This window comes from Fibrobacter sp. UWR4 (genome assembly GCF_003149045.1).
Classification (GTDB): Bacteria; Fibrobacterota; Fibrobacteria; order Fibrobacterales; family Fibrobacteraceae; genus Fibrobacter.
The window spans coordinates 53,586-76,638 of the sequence record NZ_QGDU01000014.1 but is presented as its reverse complement, the minus strand read 5'-3'; the positions used below and the strand labels follow the sequence as shown (position 1 = coordinate 76,638).

Below are 23,053 nucleotides of genomic sequence, written 5' to 3'. Positions count from 1 at the left end.
GAGTGAAAAAGTATGAATATGAAAATAAAACTACTGACAGTTCTTTTGTTTACTGCGGTGTTTGTCAGCTATGCCAACGCCGATGTAGATTCCGATATTCGGGACATGCAGCTGGAAAAGGAAAAGCTGAACAGCGAAATTGCAAAACTGAACTCCCAGATTGCGGCAACCGATTCCATGCTGAAGGCGGACGACAAACGTTACAAGACCTTGCAGGAACGCTACAAACAGGACAAGGAACGTCGCAAGTCCGAAATCGATTCCTTGAACATCAAGATTAAGGATGTGGCAGGTCAGCTCCAGCAGGAACGCAATAAGCAGGCCCATGCCAAGAATCGTAGCGAAAACGTAAAATCCAAACGTAAGGCTTTGAGCGTTGCTCTTGCTACCATCAGCAAGCGGCTGGAATTCCAGATTTCCCAGACGCTTCCCTGGGATCGTGAAACTCGCCTGGATCGTGCCAAGTCCTTGACTCGTGACATTGAAGGAGGCAATGCTTCCGAAGAAGAAGCCTTCTCCCGCCTGAAGGCTCTCATCGCAGAAGAAACCAAGTTCGGTGATGAAGTTGCCATCATCAATTCTCCGCTGACCCGCAAGAACGGAGAACTGATCAACGCACAGATTCTCCGCATTGGAAATCAGTGGATGGTCTACAGCGATGAAAACGGAACTGTCTATGGCGCCCTGGTCCGTAAGGCGGGCGAACAGGCCGGAACTGTGGAATATGAATGGGTGGAAGACTTGAACCTGGCAGAACGTGACGCGATCCGTTTTGCCTTGGATGTAAAGCAGGCCAAGAAACCTCCCCAGATGGTAAATCTGCCGGTCAGTCTCTCTATCGTAAGGGAGGGTAAGTAATGGATAATTTTATGAAAGTGATGTCCTTGGTGATGTTCCTTGCTCTGTCTGCTTTTGCCTGGCCCTGGTCTTCTAAGGAAGCCGCTGTGGATAGCGCAAGGATTCGGGATTCCCTGAAGTTGGTGGAATACAAGGAGCTGCAGCGTGAAGTGGATGCCCTTACCCGCATTCGCCTGCAGAAGGCCGACTCTCTTGAAAAGCTGGAAGCGGAACATTGGCGTAAGCGCTATAACGAAACTCAGCTGACGGAAGAACATCAGACGGAAACCCGTGAGCTGGATGGCCGCTACTCCAAGCTTTCTACAGACCTTGGCCGCGTGAATGAAGAAGTCATGGCTAGCAAGGATGTGACGACGGACGCCGAAGAAAAAGCCAAGTCCGACGAATCCGCATATGAAGCCCTGAATACTCAGGTGAAGCTTTCCGTGGATAAATCCCTAGGGGAAATCACAGGCGATTATCCCGTGGGAATGAATGAACGTCTGGTGAATTTAAAGAAGGCTCAGGACGAAGCGGATGCAAAGAATCCTAACACCCTTTCTGTTACCCGCCTCTATCTGGAAGATTTGCTGAAACGTCACGAGATGACCTATACCCAGTCCTATGGTAGCGTAAATTCTCAGGTAGGTTCCCGTCCGGATGTAAGTGTAAATCGCTTGCGCTTGGGAACCGTCTTCCTCGGGGAAGTGGCTACGGATGGATCCGCAGGCGGTCTCGGTGAAGTTCAGGCACTGCTTCGCTCCGGTGCTCTTCAGGGTAAGATCTTCGAATGGAATAACACTTTGCCTCAGGAAATGTCCGCCACCATCCGCACCGCAGTTTCTCAGGCTTCGGATAATCAGGTGACCATCCCTCTGGATGTTCTCCAGAATAAGGCGGTGAAAAACTCCATCAGTGACACGAAGGAATTGACCTGGAAGGAAGAATTGCAGGCTTTCTTCAAGAAGGGCGGTATCGTGATGTACCCGCTCATGCTGGTGGCTATTTTCGCACTGCTTCTCTGTCTGGAACGTTTCATCGTGCTGACACTCCGTGGCCGCATCGGCAAGCGCTTCGTCAAGAAGGTGGAAGGGATGGTTTCCGAAAAGCGTTATGAAGATGCCGCGAACTTTTGCCTGAAGAAAGAATCCGCTCTTTCCATGGTCATGTTCTCCGTGCTGAATAAGGCGAAGGAATCTCGTGATGCTGCAGAAAAGTCCCTGCAGGAAGCTCTCCTTCGTGAGCAGCCCAAACTGGAACGCCGCATGGGTCTGCTTGCCGCTATGGGCTCCATCGCGCCGTTGCTTGGCTTGCTGGGTACGGTGACGGGTATTATTACGCTGTTCAATGTGATTACGGAAGTGGGTACCAATGACGCCCGCGTGCTGGCTGGCGGTATTTCTGAAGCTCTCGTTACGACGGAAACGGGTTTGATCATTGCAATCCCCGTAATGATTCTTCATGGCCTTCTGAGTGAAAAAATCGAGAAGGTGACTAGTGAACTTTATGTCCAGAGCACAAGCCTATTAAACAAGATTTTCCCTAAGGAAGAGACTAGAAATTAGAAACTAGAGATTAGGGATGTCGGGAAAACCACTGAGGAAAAAATAAAGACGAAACTATCCCGAAATCAAAAGCATATACATCCAGACGCCCTAACCCCTAGCCCCTAGACCCTAGCCCCTAAATCACCCCTAAACCATGAACAACAACATATACATCTTTATAGAAGCCTTGCAGAAGACATACGGTGCCGGCGGCATCGTCATGCTTCCGATTCTATTGTGTGGAGCAATAGGCTTCTATTACCTGTATTCTGCCTGGTTCCGAATTGGACGTGATTATTTCCGCAAGGATTCCCACAAGGTGGTGGAGCGCCTGCGTGAAGACTTGAAGAACAGCTTGAGCGGGGAAGCCCGCGCTGCTCGAGGCCGCCTGAAAAAACGTGGCGGGATTCTTGCCCGCGAACTTCACCTTGCCTTGAAAGTAGCCATTGAAAAACCTTCGGAATATGAAGACTATATGCAGGTGCGCGTGATCAAGACCTTGCGCTATATGCAGCAGGGAAATCATATTGTTTCTGTGATGGCGGCGGCCGCTCCGCTTCTTGGCCTGCTGGGAACGGTGACCGGCATGGTGTCCACCTTCGAAGTGATCACTCTTTATGGAAACCAGAATCCGGTTCTCATGGCGGATGGTATTTCCGAAGCCCTGATTTCTACACAGAGCGGTTTGCTCATTGCGTTCCCTCTTACGCTTCTGAAACAACGCCTGGATGAACGAATTGATATTCTGTCCCAGCAGTTGCAGCTGGGCGCTACTGTTATCGAAAACTATTTGGCCGCCAGACACGGCGAGGTATAAATGAACTTTAATCTCCCGCAGCGAAAGCAAAAAGATATGGGCATCGATATGGGCCCTTTGATGGACATTGTGTTCATCTTGCTGATTTTCTTTGTAGTGACCTCCAGCTTTACCCGAGAAACTGGTGTGGATGTGACGAAGCCCGAGGCCCAGAGCGCATCCCAGCTGGAAAAGGAAAATATCCTCATTGCCATTACCCGCGAAGGGACTATTCATATAAACGAACGCCAGGTGGACTTGGCCAGCCTTCAGGATATTCTGAAGCAGTCCTTGGCAAAGACACCTGACCGTGAAGCCGTCGTTATTGCGGATAAGGGGGCTGAAACAGGTGTGTTGGTGCAGGTCATTGACGCTTGTAATATGAGCGGAGTCAAGAAAGTTTCAATTGCTGCCCAGGCGGATTAATTCAGGATGTTATTCTGAGCGGAGCGAAGAATCTAGAAGGTGATCATTTGATGCAAGTTTTTTTTAAAGGACTTTTGAAAATCCTCAAAAGGTTCACGGTTCTTACCGCGGCGGTCCTTAGTAGTCTTCTGCTGGTATTTTCCGTAACGGTGGCAAACTTGTTCATCAACGGCAAGATGTTCCAGGAAAAGAAATTTGTCAAGACGGAAGTGGCCGTAAAGAAACCTGAGGAAGTTCAGAAGAAGAAGGAAGTGAAGAAGCCTTCCCGCAAGCCTAACCGTCAGAAGTCCAATTCCAGAAGTCCCAAGGCGGGACCCCGTATGGCCATGAACTTGGGAACCGCAAGTGCGGGCGGTGGTGCTGCCATTAGCGAAAATCTGGTGGCCGATTTCCGCGGGGGCGCCATGTCCAACGAAAGCGGTGATGTGGATAAGAAACCCACCAGCCGTTCCATGCCCAATTTCCAGGTTCCGCCCCAGATTCGCGATCGTGAAATTGACGCCATTCTCCGTTTAAGTTTTTGCGTGGACGTGACGGGACGTGCCTACGATATCCGCGTGGTGGAAGAATCTCCCGCGGGAACAGGTCTTGCCCAGGCGGGTAAGGATGCCCTTGGTCGTATGAGTTTTGAACCTGCAGAAAAAGATGGCAAGTCGGTGCCTTTCTGCGGGATGGAGCAACCGTTTGAGGTGAAGTTCCATGACTAGAATAGTCCGCGTTATCCCGAAAGTATTCTCTTGTGTCATGCTGAGGAATCTCAGCATCGGCTGCCTCCTGATGGCTTTTTTGACTCCTGCATTTGCGGCCCAGTCTGCGGCGGATCTGGTGGATCGTGCCAATGCTCTTTATCGTGATGGTCGATTCAAGCAGGCAATTACCTTGTACCGTAAGGCGGCTGATCGCGGGGCGGATCCCATTGCGGTTAATTTCAACATTGCGAACTCTTATTACCAGATGGAGAAATATCCCGAGGCTGCAGCCAATTACCGCAAGGCGGTGGATTTCTCCAGCGGTAAGTTCTCTCCGGCCCTTTTCAATATGGCTTCCGTCTACTTCAGGCTGAAGCAATATCCGGAATGCGTTGCCGCCTATCATCGTGCATTAAAGCTGGAACCGGATAATATTAGCGGGTGGCTGTACCTGGGCGATGCCTATAGCAAGACCGGCGATAAGGTGGGCGCCCTTCGTGCTATTGAAAAAGCCTACGCTCTAGAAAAGAATGACATCAGTATTGTCTACCAGCTGTCCGAAGCCAATATTGCCGTAGAGGATTTTGACCGTGCGGTTGCTGTCATTCGTGAAGGATACGCCGCCAATCCGGAAGAAGTGGACTTTCTGGTATATCTTGGGGATGTATACCGTCTCCATAAGGATTATGAACAGAGTGCTGGCGCCTATCGTGAGGCTCTTGCCATTAGGGCGGATGATGTGGCTACCATGTACAAGCTGGCGGATGTTCTGGTGGAAGACGAAAAGCAGTTTGTTGCCATGGATATCCTCAATAGCATTATCCAGATCAAGCCTGATTTTACGGATGCGGCCATCTTCTTAGGGAACCTGGCATATGATGCCAAGTTCCTGGAACGTGCGGAATTTGCCTACGAACTGGCTGCAAGGAATGGCAATGCGGAAGCTATTTTCGGATTCAAGAATATGGCATACGACGCTCACGCCCAGAAACGTGATGACGAAGCTCTCCGTATTTTAAGACTTGCTGAAAAGTACTATCCCGATGACGCCACCCTGAAGGCGGATATCTTGGGAATGTCCGAAGGATACTAGACTAGGCCTTCCTTAATCTTCATCTTTTCCTGCTTGGTCGAAAGGACCAGCCCATCAAGGAATTTGTCCACGTTGTCAGCCTTGGAATTGTGCTTCTTGAATCCAATGGCAGGAGTTAATGTATAAGCTTCGGTGTGTTCTCTGTTGAACTTGTCGAAGTTGGTCTGTATTTTGAGAATGCAGTTGGAAATATAATCGTCGTACTGAGAATCCATCATGACGATGAATTCATCTCCGGAATAGCGAAGGACGGAACCCCAGCCACCTACGGAATCATGAATCAGTTCCGCAGCCTTGGTTAGGGCCTGATCGCCAACTCCATGACCGAATTTCTCGTTGACTTCCTCAAAGTTACAGAGGCTGATCATAATGCCGCTGGCCTTGCGACCTTTCTGGGAGTAAAGTGTCAGCACATAGTCCAGGAAGGACCTGTTGAAAAGACCTGTCAGGTCGTCCCTGAAAATGCGTTCGTTCTGCAAGCTGGTGAATGCACCTGCGATGGCTACCGCAAAGCTTGCTGCCATCAGAGAAATTCCGTAGAAGAGGGACTGGATAACCGTTGCGCTGACAATAGGGATAATGTACAGCCAGATAGGGAAGAAACGGATGGAACTGTCCTGCCTGTAGTTCTTGTAATAGAGAATTAGGGAATTGATAATAAGGGCATAATTGAAAGCGACGTAAATCCAATAGCCGAACATTCGGTTGTATCGGTTCATTTCATCCACATAGAAAATGAACGGACAGTAAATGTTGAAAATCAGCATGACGAGAAGGAGAACTTTCGTAATGCGTAATATTGTCTGTTGACTGTTGGAAAGATCCAATTTCAGATGTTCCTTCAGGAAAAGGAACCAGCTATAGGCGCAAAGGAAGTTGGATGCGAATAGGGCTGTGTTGGTCAGGTAGACAATGTTTTCCGCATAGTCGGAGGATATGCCATCCACGGCGAAGGCGACGACATCAAAAAAGCAGCAAGAAAAACTAGTAAGCAGCATCGCGATGAGCAGCTTACTTTCCTTGCTTTTTAGTCTCAGTCGCCAGATATTGCCGACGATCATGACTACCACTAGGGCCATACCGATCAGGTCAGATCCTAGGGCCATTCTTATGTCAAGGACGGTGTCCATTTACACTCCTTTAATCCCATCATCCCCATAAACTATATAAAAGTTTAGGGCCGTGCGTGTCAAACCTTATTATATTTTGGACCAAATAAGAGTTCCAAAGGAATTGTATGTCTAAACTGATGCGTTCTATTTCGGGTATCCGCGGTATTGTGGGCGATACCCTTACCCCCCAGGTTTTACAGAGCCATGTTCGTGCTTTTCTGGAAATTACCCAGGCAAAGCGTATTGTAATTGGTCGTGACAGCCGCCCTACGGGAGATGCCATTGTGCAGTATGTGGCTGGCATTTGCCGTCTTTCCGGTGTTGACGTTGTGGATGTGGGCCTTTCCACCACTCCGTCTGTGGAAATTTTGACTACCCATTTCAAGGCAGACGCTGGCATTATTATTACGGCTAGCCACAATCCCCTGGAATGGAATGCCCTTAAGTTCTTGAACAGCAAGGGTCTGTTCCTGGGTCCCGATGATGTGAAGAAGCTTTTTGAATTGGCTGATGCCAACCAGTTCAGCTATCCCGACTACCGCACCATGGGTAAGTACGAATTGGCACCGGATGCCGATGGCATCCACATCGACGGCACTCTGGGCATTCCCTTCGTAGACGTGGAGGCTATCAAGGCCAAGAAGTTTAAGGTTGCTGTGGACGCCGTGAATGGTGCGGGCTCCTACATTGTTCCTCGCCTTTTGGAGCAGCTGGGTTGCGAAGTGGTTCGCGTTCACTGCGAACCCGATGGTACATTCCCCCGTGGAGCAGAACCTTTGCCGGAAAACCTGGGCGACCTCCGCGAAGCTGTAAAGGCAAATGGTTGCGCAGTTGGCTTTGCTGTGGATCCGGATGCAGACCGCTGCGCCCTGGTAGATGGCCTCGGCCGTAGCATCGGCGAAGAATATACTCTGGCCATTGCAACTGAAGAAGTTCTTTCCCAGAAGAAGGGCTCCGTCTGCGTGAATCTTTCCACCAGCCGCATGAATGAAGATGTGGCTGCCAAGTACGGTTGCGAATTCAGCCGCGCCAAGGTGGGCGAAATCAACGTAAGCCTCCAGATGATCGAAAACGGTTGCGTTATCGGTGGTGAAGGTAACGGCGGCGTGATTTTGCCGGCTCTCCACTACGGTCGCGACTCCTTGGTGGCAGCAGCCCTCGTTCTTAGCTGGATGGCTCATCACGATGGTGGCCCCGAAAAGTTCGTTGCCGAAAATCCTGCTTACGCAATGCCCAAGAAGAAGTTTGAACTTGGTGACAAGAAGGTAGCAGACATCCTCCCCAAGGTGAAGGAAATCTTTGCCGGTTGGAAGATGGATGAACGTGACGGCTTGTGGCTTGGTTCCGAAAAGTCCTGGGTCCATGTTCGCGCAAGCAACACCGAGCCCGTGATCCGCGTAATCGCAGAAGCCCCCACTGCTGAGGAAGCTGAGGAACTTTGCGCTAAGGTGGAAAAACTTATTTAGATGCAAGGGGCTCTGCCCCCTGGACCCCCGAAAAAAGAGTGCGTCTTCACAAGCAGAGCTTGCTTGACTTCTCTTTTTTGTCTGAGGGGCACTAAAGTGCCTCCTCAGAAGGGCGTGAAATAGTGATATTTCTTTTGACTTAGAGTAATCTCTAGGTCTTATATTTTTTGTAGAATAAGTATGATGGGTTTCAGGAGGAAGAAATTTATGGTTACTGCGATTATCTTGTCGATTTTTTTTCTGTTGGGTGACGCCGGTGTCTTGTTCCTTAGTCAAAAGTGCTTTGGTCGAATTCCCCAGGGCGAACGTTTGGCCCGTATCAAAAAGTCTCCTAACTATAATGGCAAGGAGTTCGTGAACATCGATTCTGCTGCTGTTATGGTTTACAAGAAAAGCAAATTACAAGTCTGGAAAGAATTCCTCTTTGACAATTCCGGTGTCCAGATTGCACCGGCCAAGGGTGATTCCATGACAGTCATCCGTACGGATCTGAAGGCTCTGCCCGAAGACAAGGATTGGCTTGTGTGGTTTGGCCATTCCAGCTACCTGATGAACTTGGCCGGCAAGAAAATCCTAGTGGATCCGGTTCTTTACGCAGGCTCTCCCGTAAGTTTTGTCAACAAGATGTTCAAGGGAACAGACGTTTACAAGCCCAAGGATTTTCCCTTCATCGATTACCTGGTCATTAGTCACGACCATTGGGACCACCTGGACTACCAGGCTGTTACGGAGCTGGAACCGAACGTAGGTAAGGTCATCGTGCCTCTTGGCGTGGGCGAACATTTTGAATACTGGGGCTACCCTAAGGAAAAGCTGGTCGAGGAAGACTGGTGGACCCATGTGGTTCTGGACCAGACAAAGGATGCTGCCGGTAATGAAAAATCCTTTGAGGTTACCTTCACCCCAGCCCGCCATTTCTCTGGTCGCGACCTTCACCAGAACAAGACTTTGTGGGCGTCCTACTATTTCAAGACACCCAAGCGTAACATCTGGATTAGCGGTGATTCGGGCTACGGAACTCACTTTGCCAAGGTGGGCGAAAAATTCAAGGATATCGATTTGGCAATTTTGGAAAACGGCCAGTATAATACGGACTGGGCCTATGTGCATACGCTGCCCAAGTACCTTGGTCAGGAAATGAAGGAACTGAACGCTAATCGCTACATGACGGTTCATCATTCTCGATTCGCTCTCTCCAAGCATGATTATCGCGAGCCTCTGGAAAATGCAAAGAAGGCGGGTGAGGAATCCCAGAAGCCTGTGCTGATGCCGCAGATGGGCGAGGTGCTTTACCTGGAATAAATTTCTTGAAAGAATATTGCGATAGATTGCCGATGAAAAAAGCCTCGCAGTTTCCTGCGGGGCCTTTCGGTATTAGAGAGAAATTTTAGAACTGCGCTTACGCGCGGTTTCTAGAACTGTTCGAAGAACTTGTGGACTTCTTCGGGAACCCAGGTGCTCTGCCAGTTGCCGTTGTCGTAAGCAGTCCACTGATGGCCGCCATTCCAGCTGCACCACTTCACGGGGAAACGTTCGTCAACGTTCTTGAAGTCGTAGCAGAGATGGCCGGAACCGCCCACTTCCTGGGGTTTTTCGGAACTGGCGTCAGTGAATTTGCTATCACCGTCAGATGCCTTGCCGTTCTTCTTGAGAACGCGGGGCAGTGCGCTTGTGAGGGCGGTGTTGTAGGGGCAGGTGCCGTCGTTCTTGCCGTGAACATTCATCCAGGCGATGGGCAGCTGCTTTTCAGTTCCGCTCTTGTGGGGTTCGTAAATGTTGTAGTCTGCCACAGCGTAGGTAACCACAGCACGGACTCTTTCCTGGAATTCTTCTGCCAGGGAGTAGCTGTACATGGAACCGAAGCTAAAGCCGGTGACGAATACGCGGGAGGTGTCGATACAGTAGTTGTCTTCCATGGTGGTCAGCAACTGATCGAAGAACAGGTGGTCCTTGTCATCACCTCCACGCCAAGGGGCTTGCCACATGGCTCCGGGTTCCTGTGTATCGCCGCGAGGAGAAACGAAGATGTAGTTGCCTTCGGTGTCCAACTTCTGCTGGCCATAGTACGGAGACGGATGATCCTGGTCGGCATAGTGGTGAACGAAATCTTCTGCGTTGGAACCCATGCAGTGCATGGCGAAGAGAAGCTTGTAGGGCTTGGTGTTGTCGTAATTCTTGGGTAACGTGATGAAATATTCACGATCCAAGCCGGCTACGTTCATGGTGAAGCGATCGCCATTTTCAACGCTTTTGGTTTTGGTCAGGGAAGAATTTTTGCCGCAGCCTTTGGAGGGGCGCGGAGCGTTCTTTAGGGCATAGCCAAATGCATAAGTCTTTTCGGTGGGGCCCAAGGCGATTTCACTGCTGGAACTTTCTACGACGGGATTGCTGCTGCTAGAGCTACTTGCAACGGCTACACTGGAACTGCTGATGGCTGCGGGCACGCTGCTGGAGCTTTCCACTACAGCACCGCTACTGGATGCAGGGAGCGGAACGATGGCGTCGCTGCTGGAACCGGGAACCGGAGTCATGGCGTCGCTACTGGAACCGGGAACCGGAGTCACGGCGTCGCTACTGGAATTTGCCACGGTGGGCTCGCTTCCGGAGCTGGCAGGGTCGATTGCACTGGAGCCGGGGATTATTACATCCGCAGAGCTGGAAGAATCATAGGAGAAGATGGGATCGTCGGTCTTGGGATTAGAGCCGGAATCATCTCCACATGCAATGAACATAGCCACTGAGGTCAACAAGGCTACACCCATAAGGTCAAATTTTCGCTTCATTTTGTCTCCTTTTTTAAGATCAAACACATAATTCCCGAGGTAGATATACTTCCATTTTATTCTGAAGAGAGGTTTTTGCGATATTTTGCTGTGGACATTATGTCCATAATTGCCGTTTTTTGTAAAATTTCGCCACTCTCATTAGCAATTTACTAATGATTTTTTGTTTTGGAATTTTGCCCTTTCGTACGGAAAAAGGGTTCCTCGCAGGAGGAACCCTTTGGTGGATTTAAGGAGGAGTATGAAGAGAATGTCTAAAGTGAGTTTCTAGGGTCTGGATTTACACCACGTTCAGTTTACGGGCGGCGGCCTGCTGCTTTTTTACGAGACCGAAGGACAGGATGCCGTTTTCCAAGGTGACCTTGATGTTTTCGGTATCGATGTCGTCTGCCAGGCGGAAGCTGCGTTCGTAGTTCACCTTGTTGTCCTTGCGGGAACGGCTTGCCTTGACGGTAAGGATGTTCTTTTCAATCTGCATGTCCAGATCTTCCTTCTTGACGCCGGGGAGTTCCACTTCCAGGACGAAGCCGTTTTCCACCTCGTAGTAGTCGGCCTTGGGGCTGTAGGTGTATTCACGCTTGACGCATTCGGCCTTTTCGGTCTTGTCGTTTGCGTTCAGGCTGTTCAGGCTGTCGATCAGGTTCTGAAGGCCATAGAAAGCGGTGGGGATTACGTTTGCGTTCATCATGATTTTTACCTCGATTGAGTTGCGGGCCTTTAAGACCCATTGTTTCTTGTTTTTACACCCCACCTATTGCAAAGGCCGTGCCAACTTTTGAAAAAGCGGGAAAAATATGCAGGTATTAAAAAAACAAGCGGAAATAAACAGCGGAATTAGGGGAGGAATTTCAATTAGAAACGCAGACCGTTTCACCCCCGCAACATTTGACGATTCACAATGAGCACCCCCCATGCGCATTTTAGGGTCTAGGGTGATTTAGGGGTTAGGGGCTAGGGGCTAGGGGATAGGGCGTCTAGATGTATATGCTTTTGATTTCGGGATGGATTCGTCTTTATTTTTTCCTCAGGGTATTCCCGACATCCCTAATCTCTAGTCTCTAATTTCTAATCACTAATCACTAACCACTAACCACTAATCACTAACCACTCTTCACCCTTGCAACGTTCAATGTTTCGTTTTGAGGAACCGCCAGTTTTTTCTATTTTTCAGCCTATGCCCCGCAATCTTTACGAAGGAAATATTTTAAGGAACATCGGACTGTTCTCCGTCCCGTTTTTGATTGCGAACTTCCTGCAGACTCTCTATGGCATGGCGGATCTGTTTATTATAGGTCAGTTTACGGATGCCGCAGGCATTACCGCCGTGGCGGTAGGTAGCCAGGTCATGCATTTCGTGACGGTCATCCTGGTAGGGCTTACGATGGGTACCACGGTGCTCATGGGGCAGGCCGTAGGTGCCAAGCGCCACAAAAGCCTGAGCCGCATTTTAGGGAATACTGCCTTGATCTTTACCGGGGTGGCCATCCTTTTCACCGCCATCCTGCTGTTGACCGCCCCCCAGATCGTGTCCCTTTTGTCCACTCCCGCCGAGGCTGTTGCAGGCACGACTCGCTACCTGGTGGTGTGTTTTCTGGGAATTCCCTTCATTACCGCCTACAATGTGGTGGCTGCAGCGTTCCGCGGTCTTGGGGATACCAAGAGCCCCATGTATTTTGTAACAATTTCCTGCGTGGTGAATATCGCCCTTGACTTCCTGTTTGTCGGTCCCCTGGGGATGGGTCCCGCGGGGGCTGCCGTTGCGACGGTCCTTTCCCAGCTGTTCTGTGTCGTCCTGACCCTCGCTTCCATCAAGTGGGTCAAGCGGGTCCGCTTCAACATACCCCTTTCCCTCAAGGATTTCCGCCCTAACAAGGCTATTCTCTGGTCCTTGACGAAAATCGGCTTCCCCATCGCCTGTCAGGAAGGGTTCATCCAGGTTTCCTTCCTGTTCATAACCCTCATCGCAAACTCCCGCGGGCTAGAGATCGCCGCCGCAGTTGGCGTGGTGGAAAAGATCATCTGCTTCCTCTTCCTGGTGCCTTCCGCCATGTTGTCCTCTGTCTCCGCCATTAGCGCGCAGTGCATTGGGGCGGACCGCTACGATCGAGCCCGCCAGACGCTGTATTGTGGCATGGGGATTGCCGCCGGTTTCGGCCTGGCGTGCGGAATCCTCTTCCAGTTTATTTCCGAACCAGTCCTTGCCCTGTTTACGGACGACCTGAAGGTAATCACCTATGGTACCCAGTACCTGCACGCCTATGTCTTTGACTGCATGGTGGCCGGTATCCATTTCTGCTTTAGCGGGTACTTCTGCGCCTGTGGCCGCTCCGTCGTGTCCTTTATACACAATGCGATTTCTATCGTAACCCTCCGTGTCCCGGGGGCCTACCTTGCCGCAATTTGGTATCCGGATACCCTTTTCCCCATGGGAATTGCCACCCTGTCGGGCTCTTTCCTCTCGGTGCTTATTTGCGTAGGCGTCTACTTGTTCCAACTTGAAATACGGAAAAAGCCAGAGATTCAAGCAAACTAAGCATTGTGTGATGCTAATTGCTTGACTCTGAACAAAATAGTTTATATTTAGTAATGTGTTTCCCCTGTTCCTGCAGGGGTGTTTTTGAGTTTCCCGGAGGCCTCTTGTCTCTTTTTATGGCTGAATATATTGTAGCGTCCCTGGTGTTTGCCGCCTTGGATGTTTTGCTTGCAATGATGTCCTTTAAAAAAACAGGCATTCGTGGCAAGGCTTTAGGTTATACCTGTATCGGTTGCGCACTTGTGGACATTAGCTACTTGCTGAGCACCCTTTTCGACAACGTGTTTATTTTCTCCTGCCTGTCCAGCGTCTATTTTATCTGCATCGATTTCATGCTGATATGCCTGGTTCTGTTCGTATCGGACTTCTGTAATATCAAGCAGAGCAAGGCCGGTCTTGGACATTTGAAACTTGCCCATCTATTTTTTGCCTTTGAAATCGCTGTCTTTGCCGTTAACCCGTTCTGTGACATTGCCGTCAGCTACGTTCCCCGCGAAACGGAATTTGCGAAGTTCAGCTATGACATGCATACGCTTTTCTATGTCCATTTGACATTCTGTTATCTGATGGTTGCATCCTGCATCTGGTTGCTCTTGTCCAGGGTGGTCCGAGTTCCTTTTGAATACAAGAGAATGTACTTGTATGCTGCGTTGGGAATTGTGGGGATTGTTGCAATCAATGCCGTCTTTCTGTTCACTCCTGGACTTTCCAAGTTCAATTTCCTGGACTACTCCATTCTTGGCTATAGCCTTGGCGCCTATGTGTTCTACTGGGCCTGTTTCCAGTATTCCTCCAAGGGCATGCTGAACCTGTTCAAGATGAGTGTGTTCGAAAATCTGGACCAGGGTCTTGTTCTTTTTGACTACAACGGAAGGCTTATTCTTCACAACGATATGGCCCACGGGCTGCTGCCACAAGTTGATATTGTGGACCAGATGAACATCAGGGATTTTGCAGAACAGTGCGGAATCCACATGGAAGAACGCTTCGAAAATCTTGTGGTTCAATGCTATGCCAAGGACGGGGAAATCAGTAGACCGTTGCGCTGCGATTTCAGAACGCTCCAGAATAGGAACCATCGAGTCATTGGTCACCTATTCATGTTCACCAATGCAGTCCTTGCGACGGATCCTCTGACGGGATTCCATAACTGGGATGATTTCTGTGTGTTCGCGGATGAAACCAAGAATGTACGCCGTGAAAGTATGGTGGTTGTCGCCTGCGATATTGTAGGGTTGTCGATCGTGAATACCGCCAAGGGGCATCATGCGGGCGACCAGATGATCAAGAACCTGTCCGAACTGCTCCGTTCCCATTTCGCCTCTGGAACCTACTTCATTCGAGGCCAGGATGCCATGCTCATCGCCTTGGTCCTGCGTGGAAGTGAAAACTCCGTGCTGGAAATGATGTCCCAGATCGAGAAAAAGTTTGAACAGAAGGTCCTGTATGCCGTAAGTTCCTGCGATCCCGATGCCGTTCTGCTGGAATCCATTGACTTGGCGGTCAGGGGCCTGCGACAGAAAAAGCTTCTGGACCGTAACTCTTCCCATTCCGTGGTGCTTAATTCCCTTGTGCAGGCTTTGCAGGAATGCGATTCCGATACGGAAGAACATGTCCGTCGTACCCAGACCATGGGTGCTGAATTGGGCCGCCGCATAGGCCTTTCCGACGTGGACCAGAGTAACCTTTCCCTGTTGTGCCTGCTCCACGATATCGGCAAGATTGGTGTGCCTCTTGAAATTCTGAATAAGCCTGGCAAACTGACCAGCGAGGAATGGGATGTATTGCGGTCCCATCCGATGAAGGGTTACCAGATTGCCAAGAGCTCTGCGGAGCTGGAAGGGATTGCGGATATGATTTTGCATCATCACGAACGTTGGGACGGTGCCGGATATCCCGATGGACTTTCCTGTGAAACCATTCCCCTATTGTCTCGTGTGATTGCTGTGGTGGACGCCTATGACGCCATGGTCAATACCCGTTCCTACCGTAAGGCTTTGCCCCAGAAGATGGCGATTGACGAACTGAAACGTTGTGCCGGTACCCAGTTCGACCCCAATATTGTCTCGGAATTTCTCCAGATGCTGGATGCCATGCCTGCCCCCATCGAGAAGGAGACTTCCGTGGACCGGGAATCTAGAGATATGGTCCGTGAGGCACTTGCCCAGGGCGACTCGATTGCGGCAAACATGGTGAATACGGTTCATGCTCTAAAGCATATTCGCTATACTCTGGATGAACAGAACTTCATTGTCGGCATGGACAAGGATTTTGAGGCTCTTACAGGATATTCCAAGGAGGATGTAGAAAGGCTCCATATGAATCAGGTTGACCTGCTTCCCGAGGAAGACCGTATGGAATATATGACTCAGATGGTGGAATACTTGGGCAAGGCACCCCAGGCGTTCTTTGAACATCGTATCCGCCGTAAGGACGGCTCCATCATTTATGTATTGTGCTTTGGCCGTCTTTACTTTGACTCCGCCGTCCGTGCGGGACGTGCCGAAATCGTGGTGGCCGATGTGGCGGATACCTATTCCCTGCGGGTGATGGTCAGCACGGAACGAAGCAAGGTCCGAGTCCAGCAGGAACAGTGGGAAAACGCCTTCCGTAGAGATGCCCTCACGGGACTTCTGAACCGTTCCGCCTTCAAGAGCGATACGGAATACAAACTTCTGGAAGGCAAGACCAAGGTCATGCTCTTGATGCTGGATGTGGACCATTTCAAGGAATTTAATGACACCTACGGTCACGCCGCAGGTGATGAATTCCTCTCGCTGGTGGGTCAGACCCTGTTGTCCACCTTGCGTCGTAACGATATTGCAGGACGTATGGGCGGTGATGAATTTGCGGCGGCGCTCTTCTTTGATCAGGCCTGTACGGATGAGTTCATGTACCAGCGTGCCCAGCAGATTTTTGACAAGATCAACATGTCCCTGAATATGGCCTCCCGTACTACAAGCATGTCCATGGGGGCGATTATTTCCAATATGACGTTGAACTCCTTCAATGCGCTTTACCAGTCTGCTGACAAGCTGCTGTACAAGTCCAAGGAATCCGGACGTTCTCGTCTCTCGGTATAGTTTTCTCACTCCTGATGTAAAAAGGCGCGGTTCATTGCCGCGCCTTTCTCAATACTTGCCTAGTATTCTTGACTAGTCTAGTTTGCCCTGGTAAAGTTCAAGTAGCTTACGGGCCAGGATACTTGTGTATTTTGCGTTGGTGAGGGTCACCTGGGCGCTTTCCAGATTGTTTTTCTGGGTGAGGTAATCGGTATAGGTGATGGCGCCTGCGTTACGTTGTTCCTCGGCCACTGCCAGGGCTTCCATTTCCGCTTCCACCTGGAGGGCGGCCGCCTTCCACTGCATATCGGCGCTCATGGCGTTAATGTAGAGCTTCTCCATGTTGTTTTCCAGGTTCTTGGAGGATTCCTGAAGGGCTACCTGGGAGGAGGCTTCGTTGACCTGTGCCTGGAGAACCTTGTTTTCCGTAGAGCCGTTGTCGATGATGGGAATGTTGATGTTCAGGGAGATGGAGTTCTGCCAGCCGTTCTTTAGCTGTCGGGCGTAACGGTCCGATTCCCAGGCGGTAAAGCCGGTGGAGGAGTTGGCTCCCAAGGTGACGGTGATGGAGTTGTTGGCGCCGGCGGCTTCCGTATTCTTGTGGGCGGCCTTGATGGAAATGCTATCCGATTTCAGACCTGGATTTGCGGCACGGGCGTCTGTCATGAGCTGGTCGTAGGCGGGCAGCGGGGGGAGGGAGTCCGGTGAGGAAATGTTTGCTTCCGGTGCGGAAACTTCCATGCTGTCGTTCGCGTCCAGTTCCAGGAGCTGGCGAAGGGAGGTCCTGCTAGTACTTACGTTCAACTGGGCGGTAAGCTGTGCCACCTGCTTTTGCAGGACGTTGGACTGGGACTGGGTCAGGTCCTTCTTGGTGATGGCGCCTGCCTCGAAAAGCTTGGTGTAGTGCTCGAATTCAGCCTGGGACAGTTCTACGGAGGCGTCTGCGGTACGGAGCTTTTCCTGGGCGGCCAGCAGGTTGATGTAGGCGTTCAGGACACTTTCCTGGATGGATCGTTCCGTCTGCTTGGTTGCTAGCGCGACCGCTTCCCTGGATAGCTGGGTAGCTTCGGTGTTCAGCTTGGTGCTTCCGCCATCCCACAGGGTGTAGGATCCGGAAATTCCCACGTTAAAGCGGTAGTGATCCTGGGGGTGGGGTGCCAGGGGATGGTCGTAGAGCGTATTGCCAATGGTGGCGCTGACTGAGGGGCCACCGCTGGACTTTGCCTGCTTGACGGAAATCTCGGCGGCCTGCTCCTTCAGCTTGGCTGCTTCCAGGGATAGGCTGGACTTCTTTGCCTTATCTAGGCATTGCTCCAGAGTCCAGGTGCTACCAGCTAGGGCGACAGAAGTTGCCGCGAGGATGCTCAAAAGTGTTGCCTTAGACTTGATCATGCCTTTTTAGATGAATGATAAGGTGAATTCGTTGCTTTTTTGCAGGATAGGCTCAAAATAGAAAAAACATTGCGGTAAGGATTCGCCAACAAAAAAAGGCTTGGCAAAGCCAAACCTTTTCTAGTGGACGGTATTGGATTTGAACCAATGACCTCTGCCGTGTGAAAGCAGCGCTCTAAACCAACTGAGCTAACCGTCCAAGCGTGGGAGCAAATATAGAACAACTCCCTCTGGTTGTCAACCCAAATTATAAATACTTATCTTCGGCGGCCTTGAGGATGGTCAGGAATTCAGCCGGGTCCTTGGAGGCGATCAGGTCCTTACGGACACCGCCATCGGCCAGCAGGCGGCTGACGGAGGAAAGAGCCTTCAGGTGGGGACCCACGGTATTGCCCGGGCTTACGATCAGGATGATCAGGTAGACCGGTTCGCCATCGAAGGAAGCGAAGTCCAGGCCGTTCTCGATGGTTGCTGCCACCATGCACATACGGTCGACGGCATCAATCTTTGCGTGGGGGACTGCAAGGCCGCATCCGATGCCGGTAGAACGGCTCTGTTCGCGGCTCCACACTGCGTCGAAGATCTCGTCGCGGTGTTCCAGCTTGTAGGCACTGCAGAGTGTATCCACCAGCTCGTTCAGGATGGATTCCTTGGAGTTACTAGCGGAATTAATAATGATGCAATTGTCAACAAACCTTTCGGAAAGGCGCATATCTCATACCCTTTTGTAAATATCTGTAGATATTTTAGCAATTATTTCGTTTTTGGGGAGGGTCAAAACCACAATGTATTATGAAAATATCAAAAATCGCTAAAATTTGCTCAAAAACGCGGATAATTCTAGTTCAGTTTGGAAGGTGTCCCACTGGTCCAGGGCGGTTTTCATGGTCATCACTTCAATTTGACCAGGGGCCTGGGCATTGCCGATGGCTCCGTAGGTCAGGTTTGCACCCTCTTTTAAGGACCAGAGGCGGCTAGCCTTGCCGGTATCCCCCATACCGAAGGCGGCAAAGAGCTTGAATTTTTTGGAATGTTTCTTGATGAACTTGTAAAGCCTTCCGCAGTCCTCGGTGTCGTTACTCATGGCGGCGATCTTCAGGCCGGGTGCGTTAAAACGCTTTACGTCCTTGGCGTAGTCTTCCAGTTCCGCATCGCTTGGTACCCGAGAAAAATTGTGCTCGGAAATCAATAACTGAACCTTGCGGCCTGCGGTTAATTTGTTCAAGGTTTCGAACTGATGAAGGCAATCCCGTTCCAGGTCAAGCCATTGGGGAACTGCTGGCGCTTCCAGGATTTTTTTCCAGAGGTCCAGTCGTTCAATCTCGCGGGCGTCGGGGAAGGTTCCGCCATCGCGCTTGAGACGGATGGTGCCGATCTGCAGCTTGCCGGGGGCGACTTTCTCCACTCTTGCAGATAGTTCCGGCCACAGCTTTTCGTCAAAGAAGTCATAGCGGATTTCCAGGGAGGTGCAGGCTTCCAGATCCAGGTGGACCGGGTGCAGGGAATCCTTTTCCGCGGCTTCTAAAATTTCGGGACCGATTAGACCTACAAGATATTTTGTTTCGTTCATGATGGAGAATATAGAAAATAGAGACTAGGGGCTAGGGGGTAGGGAAATGAGTGTTTTACAAATCATTGTACAGAAGCGATAATATAGGGGGAATGAAGGTGCCTACGAAAAGTGGCTGACCGAAAATTTCTACATTAACGGACGAACAAGATAAAGGATTGCTTTTATGGCAGATTGTAACGAAAAGAAAGAAGCCCAGACCCCGGATATGATGAAGAAGGCCGAGGAATACCTGGCTCAGAACCGCCGTATTTTCCTGTGGGGCGGTGTGGATGACGAAAGTGCTGAACGTATCGTGAAGCAGCTTCTTTATTTGGATTCCCTGAATAATGACGACATTACTCTTTACATCAACAGCCCCGGTGGCGTGATTTCCAGCGGTCTTGCCATTTATGACTGCATGAATGCCATCAAGAGTGACGTGGTTACGGTTTGCTGTGGCCAGGCTGCCTCCATGGGCGCCGTGCTTTTGACTGCAGGTGCAAAGGGCAAACGTTATGCATGGCCCAACGCCCGCATCATGATTCATCAGCCTTTGATTCATGGCGAAATTGTGGCTCCCGCTAGCGATATCCAGATCCAGGCCGAAGAAATGCTCCGTATCCGTGGCATCACCGGCAAGATTCTTGCTGAAACTTCCGGTCATACCATGGAAGAAATTGACCGCGACACTGAACGTGATAACTTTATGTCTGCAGAAGAAGCCAAGGCTTACGGCCTGGTGGACATTGTAGAAAGCAAGCTGTAATATGGGATTTTTTTCTGCGATTAAGAACGGTCTTGCCAAGACCCGCGACGCCCTTCTTGGAGAACTGAAGGGAATTGTCGGTGCAGGCAAGATTACGGATGATACTCTTGAGGAACTGGAGGAACACCTGATCAAGGCGGACGTTGGCGTAGAAGCTGCGTTCCTCCTGACAGACGCCCTTCGTGAAAACGCCCTGGGCAAGTCCCTCACTACCGAACAGGTGCTGGACATTATGCGCTCCGAGGCGGAACGTCTTCTGAAGGATCCTCCTCCCTTTGAACTGAAGGGTAAGCCCCATGTGGTTCTCGTCATTGGCGTGAACGGTGCCGGAAAGACCACAACCATCGGTAAGCTTGCCGCCCGCCTCATTGGCGAAGGCAAGAAGGTGATGATTGCGGCCTGCGATACTTTCCGTGCGGCAGCTATCGACCAGCTGGAAACCTGGGCTGAACGTTCTGGCGCAGAATTCGTGAAACATCAGGAAGGTTCCGACCCGGCTGCGGTTGCCTATGACGCCTGCCAGGCCGCCCAGGCCCGCGGATGCGACGTGGTGCTGATCGATACCGCAGGTCGCTTGCACAATAAAGACTACCTGATGGAAGAGTTGAAGAAGATTGTCCGCGTCATCAAGAAGGTCAATCCCGACATGCCTCACGACATGTGGCTGGTGATCGACGGCAACACCGGACAGAATACCATCAACCAGACCAAGATCTTCAACCAGAGTTTCCCGCTGACCGGTCTTGTGGTGACGAAGCTGGATGGTACCGCCCGCGGTGGCGCCGTGCTTTCCATTGCAAGTTCCCTCCAGATTCCCATCCGCTGGATTGGTATGGGTGAACGCATCGACCAGCTGGTGCCTTTCAGCAAGTCCGAATACGTGGAAGGTCTTTTCGAGAACGCACTGGAAGATAAATCCTAGAGTCTGGAGCCTTCGGGAATGGCTAGCATTTTCAGGAATAGGTGCTTTAAGGTGGGGCAGTTCTGCTGTCTCGCCTTTGCCTTATTGTTGGGTGTAGGCTGTTCTGGTGAAGTTTCTGCAGATGAACATCTGGTGGATACCTTTGTTGAATTGCGCCTGCTGGATATCAACTACGGTGGCGAAACTCCCATGGCAAGGCTGGGCCGTCAGGATATCCTGAGGGATGCGGGTTACACTCGGGAAGAATACCTGGAGAGGATTCAAAAAATTCTGGACGATCCGGACCAGTGGATTCCTTTTGAAAAGGCCGTAAATGCCCGAATTGATTCGCTGCTTGCCGTAAAGAAGGCTGCGGAGGAGAAACCTTCCGTACCGAAGTCCGGGCCCTCTACTCCCGATAACAAGGTCCAGACGAATGCTCGGCCAAGAACTCGCAAGGGGGTGATTGAAGATGATTAAGCGTCTTGCGCTCCTGCTGTTATTTGTTGCCTGCGGTTTTGCCCTGGCCGAGGGATCGGATTCCTCCGCTGTCCATTGGTACGGATATAACCAGGCGATGAATCTTGCCAAGGTCCAGAAGAAACTGGTCTTTGTGGATATGTATGCGGATTGGTGCGTGCCTTGCCGAATCATGGATGCAAACGTCTATGGTGATACCGCTGTTGCAAAAGTTTTGAATGAACGTTTTATTCCTGTAAAGCTGGACGCGGACTCCCAGGAAAAGATTGTCTGCGACGGCAAGAAGAAAACGGTTCAGAAATGTTATTCCGAAGTATGGGAGCTGAAGGCCTTGCCCTCCTTTGTGCTGGTGGCGCCTAAGGGGATGTCCATACTGACGGTCACCCAGTCCATGACTGTGGAAGACATGCTTTACTTGCTAAATCAGTTCCTTTCAAAAGAGAAGGAGTGGATTGCACGATGAACGAACAATTCCTTTTTTACGTACAGATAGCTTTCTGGGTTCTGCTGTTTTTGGTAGTCCATTGCTATTTGCTGTTCCTGGTTTCCCTTCCTTTTGTGAGCGAGTTGTTCAAGCGCCGTAAGAAGGACTTGGATGAAAGCGATGAACTGCCCTCGGTATCCATCCTGATTTCCGCCTTCAATGAGGAAGCCATCATTGAACGTAAGATCCAGAACATTCTTGAAATCGATTACCCCAAGGAAAAGCTTGAGGTGCTGATTGGTGATGACGGCTCCGCAGACCGTACCGCTGAAATTGTGGCCCGCTATGCTGACCAGGGCATCACCCTTGTGAAGGCTCCCAAGAATGCGGGTAAGGCAGCCATGCTGAACCGCCTGAATGGAATTGCGAAGAACGAAATTCTCCTGCTTTGCGATGCTAACACCATGTTCTTCCCCAACGTAGTGCGAAAGCTGGTGCAGCCTTTCAAGGACAAGAAGATTGGCTGCGCTTGCGGTCACTTGATTCTTACCGATAAGAGCGGTAGCGTGCTGGGTCGTGGCGAAAGTTCCTACTGGGACCTGGAATCCGAAATCAAGAAGTTCGAAGGTATCCTGGACCGCCTGGTGGGTGGTAACGGCGCTCTCTATGCAATCCGTCGTAGTCTCTATACGGAACTGCCGGTGAAGAAGAGCGTCATGGATGACTTCTTCATTGCTACAAAGGTCCTGCAGAAGGGATACTTCTGTACGTTTGTTTCCAGTGCCATTGGTACGGAACAGACCTCCAAGGAATCCAGCGGTGAATTCCGCCGTAAGGTTCGTATCGGTCGAGCCAACTTTAACTTCCTGCTTTCCTACTTGCCATTGCTGAATCCGTTCCGTCCCTTGACGGCGTACCTGTTCTTCTCCCACAAGATTCTTCGCTGGTTCTCTCCCCACATCTTTATCCTGCTGTTTATCTGCAGTGGCTTGCTGCTGACCAGCGGTCTCTTCTATCAGATTTTCTTCGGCCTGATGGTGGCGGGTCTGTTGGCTTTCGCTTTCAGGATTATTCCTAGTGGATATTATTTCCTGCTGATGAATGTTGCCTTGCTGAAGGGCTTCTTCCTGTCCTTTACCCGCGAAAAGAGCGGTGGCTGGGCTCGCGAAGCACGAAGTGATGAAGATGCCTAAC

21 protein-coding genes and 1 tRNA gene are annotated in these 23,053 nt (G+C 50.7%); 15 read left to right on the top strand and 7 right to left on the bottom strand.

Annotated elements, in window-relative coordinates; all coding sequences use genetic code 11:
* Positions 1 to 18 precede the first annotated feature (18 nt).
* From BGX12_RS07530 to BGX12_RS07505, 6 genes are all read left to right on the top strand, one after another.
* Entirely contained in the window at positions 19 to 858 is an 840-nt protein-coding gene (locus BGX12_RS07530) for a DUF3450 family protein (protein ID WP_109735479.1), read from the top strand.
* Entirely contained in the window at positions 858 to 2,402 is a 1,545-nt protein-coding gene (locus tag BGX12_RS07525) for a MotA/TolQ/ExbB proton channel family protein (RefSeq protein ID WP_109735469.1), read from the top strand. The genes BGX12_RS07530 and BGX12_RS07525 overlap by 1 nt, the downstream gene beginning before the upstream one ends.
* Positions 2,403 to 2,538: 136 nt before the next feature.
* Complete coding sequence (locus tag BGX12_RS07520; protein ID WP_109735468.1) at positions 2,539 to 3,201, top strand: MotA/TolQ/ExbB proton channel family protein; 663 nt, start codon at positions 2,539 to 2,541, stop codon at positions 3,199 to 3,201.
* Positions 3,202 to 3,606 (top strand): biopolymer transporter ExbD, encoded by a 405-nt coding sequence (locus BGX12_RS07515; protein ID WP_109735467.1) that lies wholly within the window; start codon positions 3,202 to 3,204, stop codon positions 3,604 to 3,606.
* A 74-nt stretch (positions 3,607 to 3,680) separates the two neighbouring features.
* Complete coding sequence (locus BGX12_RS07510; protein ID WP_233246303.1) at positions 3,681 to 4,313, top strand: energy transducer TonB; 633 nt, start codon at positions 3,681 to 3,683, stop codon at positions 4,311 to 4,313.
* Positions 4,306 to 5,388, top strand: a complete 1,083-nt coding sequence (locus BGX12_RS07505) for a lipopolysaccharide assembly protein LapB (RefSeq protein ID WP_233246302.1) — start codon at positions 4,306 to 4,308, stop codon at positions 5,386 to 5,388. Before BGX12_RS07510 ends, BGX12_RS07505 begins: the two co-directional genes overlap by 8 nt.
* Here the strand turns inward: BGX12_RS07505 and BGX12_RS07500 are convergent.
* Positions 5,385 to 6,518 (bottom strand): GGDEF domain-containing protein, encoded by a 1,134-nt coding sequence (locus BGX12_RS07500; RefSeq protein ID WP_109735464.1) that lies wholly within the window; start codon positions 6,516 to 6,518, stop codon positions 5,385 to 5,387. The genes BGX12_RS07505 and BGX12_RS07500 overlap by 4 nt on opposite strands.
* Before the next feature lie 107 nt (positions 6,519 to 6,625).
* Between BGX12_RS07500 and glmM the strand changes: the two genes are divergently transcribed.
* Both glmM and BGX12_RS07490 read left to right on the top strand, forming a co-directional pair.
* Positions 6,626 to 7,966 carry a phosphoglucosamine mutase gene (gene glmM / locus BGX12_RS07495; protein ID WP_109735463.1) on the top strand — a complete coding sequence of 447 codons (1,341 nt, stop codon included), beginning with the start codon at positions 6,626 to 6,628 and terminating at the stop codon, positions 7,964 to 7,966.
* Between the two features lie 207 nt (positions 7,967 to 8,173).
* Positions 8,174 to 9,268, top strand: a complete 1,095-nt coding sequence (locus BGX12_RS07490; RefSeq protein ID WP_109735462.1) for an MBL fold metallo-hydrolase — start codon at positions 8,174 to 8,176, stop codon at positions 9,266 to 9,268.
* Positions 9,269 to 9,378: 110 nt separating this feature from the next.
* On the opposite strand, the gene BGX12_RS07485 is transcribed toward BGX12_RS07490, so the two are convergent.
* Entirely contained in the window at positions 9,379 to 10,749 is a 1,371-nt protein-coding gene (locus tag BGX12_RS07485) for a PHB depolymerase family esterase (protein ID WP_109735461.1), read from the bottom strand.
* A gap of 280 nt (positions 10,750 to 11,029) precedes the next feature.
* On the bottom strand, positions 11,030 to 11,437 hold the full coding sequence (locus BGX12_RS07480; protein WP_109735460.1) for an Hsp20/alpha crystallin family protein: 408 nt from the start codon (positions 11,435 to 11,437) through the stop codon (positions 11,030 to 11,032).
* Positions 11,438 to 11,923: 486 nt separating this feature from the next.
* Here BGX12_RS07480 and BGX12_RS07475 point away from each other — a divergent pair, with 486 nt between their 5' ends.
* Together BGX12_RS07475 and BGX12_RS07470 are read left to right on the top strand one after the other, a co-directional pair.
* Positions 11,924 to 13,282 carry an MATE family efflux transporter gene (locus BGX12_RS07475; RefSeq protein WP_109735459.1) on the top strand — a complete coding sequence of 453 codons (1,359 nt, stop codon included), beginning with the start codon at positions 11,924 to 11,926 and terminating at the stop codon, positions 13,280 to 13,282.
* Between the two features lie 116 nt (positions 13,283 to 13,398).
* On the top strand, positions 13,399 to 16,365 hold the full coding sequence (locus tag BGX12_RS07470) for a diguanylate cyclase domain-containing protein (protein ID WP_158278194.1): 2,967 nt from the start codon (positions 13,399 to 13,401) through the stop codon (positions 16,363 to 16,365).
* 72 nt (positions 16,366 to 16,437) lie between these two features.
* Here BGX12_RS07470 and BGX12_RS07465 read toward each other — a convergent pair whose 3' ends face one another.
* The 4 genes from BGX12_RS07465 to BGX12_RS07450 form a co-directional block, all read right to left on the bottom strand.
* Positions 16,438 to 17,736, bottom strand: coding sequence for a TolC family protein (locus BGX12_RS07465; RefSeq protein WP_109735457.1), 1,299 nt, complete (start codon positions 17,734 to 17,736; stop codon positions 16,438 to 16,440).
* 124 nt (positions 17,737 to 17,860) lie between these two features.
* Positions 17,861 to 17,935 (bottom strand) — tRNA-Val (locus BGX12_RS07460).
* Between the two features lie 48 nt (positions 17,936 to 17,983).
* Positions 17,984 to 18,448 carry a PTS sugar transporter subunit IIA gene (locus tag BGX12_RS07455; RefSeq protein WP_109735456.1) on the bottom strand — a complete coding sequence of 155 codons (465 nt, stop codon included), beginning with the start codon at positions 18,446 to 18,448 and terminating at the stop codon, positions 17,984 to 17,986.
* 99 nt (positions 18,449 to 18,547) lie between these two features.
* Positions 18,548 to 19,306, bottom strand: a complete 759-nt coding sequence (locus BGX12_RS07450) for a type I 3-dehydroquinate dehydratase (protein WP_109735455.1) — start codon at positions 19,304 to 19,306, stop codon at positions 18,548 to 18,550.
* Between the two features lie 166 nt (positions 19,307 to 19,472).
* Here BGX12_RS07450 and BGX12_RS07445 point away from each other — a divergent pair, with 166 nt between their 5' ends.
* The 5 genes from BGX12_RS07445 to BGX12_RS07425 are packed head-to-tail and all read left to right on the top strand — an operon-like array spanning position 19,473 to position 23,052.
* Entirely contained in the window at positions 19,473 to 20,054 is a 582-nt protein-coding gene (locus BGX12_RS07445; RefSeq protein WP_109735454.1) for an ATP-dependent Clp protease proteolytic subunit, read from the top strand.
* A 1-nt stretch (position 20,055) separates the two neighbouring features.
* Positions 20,056 to 20,976, top strand: a complete 921-nt coding sequence (ftsY, locus tag BGX12_RS07440; RefSeq protein ID WP_109735453.1) for a signal recognition particle-docking protein FtsY — start codon at positions 20,056 to 20,058, stop codon at positions 20,974 to 20,976.
* An 18-nt stretch (positions 20,977 to 20,994) separates the two neighbouring features.
* Complete coding sequence (locus BGX12_RS07435) at positions 20,995 to 21,435, top strand: hypothetical protein (RefSeq protein ID WP_109735452.1); 441 nt, start codon at positions 20,995 to 20,997, stop codon at positions 21,433 to 21,435.
* Positions 21,428 to 21,898: a DUF255 domain-containing protein gene (locus BGX12_RS07430; RefSeq protein ID WP_109735451.1), complete on the top strand. Its 471-nt coding sequence runs from the start codon at positions 21,428 to 21,430 to the stop codon at positions 21,896 to 21,898. The genes BGX12_RS07435 and BGX12_RS07430 overlap by 8 nt, the downstream gene beginning before the upstream one ends.
* Complete coding sequence (locus BGX12_RS07425) at positions 21,895 to 23,052, top strand: glycosyltransferase family 2 protein (protein WP_109735450.1); 1,158 nt, start codon at positions 21,895 to 21,897, stop codon at positions 23,050 to 23,052. Before BGX12_RS07430 ends, BGX12_RS07425 begins: the two co-directional genes overlap by 4 nt.
* Position 23,053: the final 1 nt, after the last annotated feature.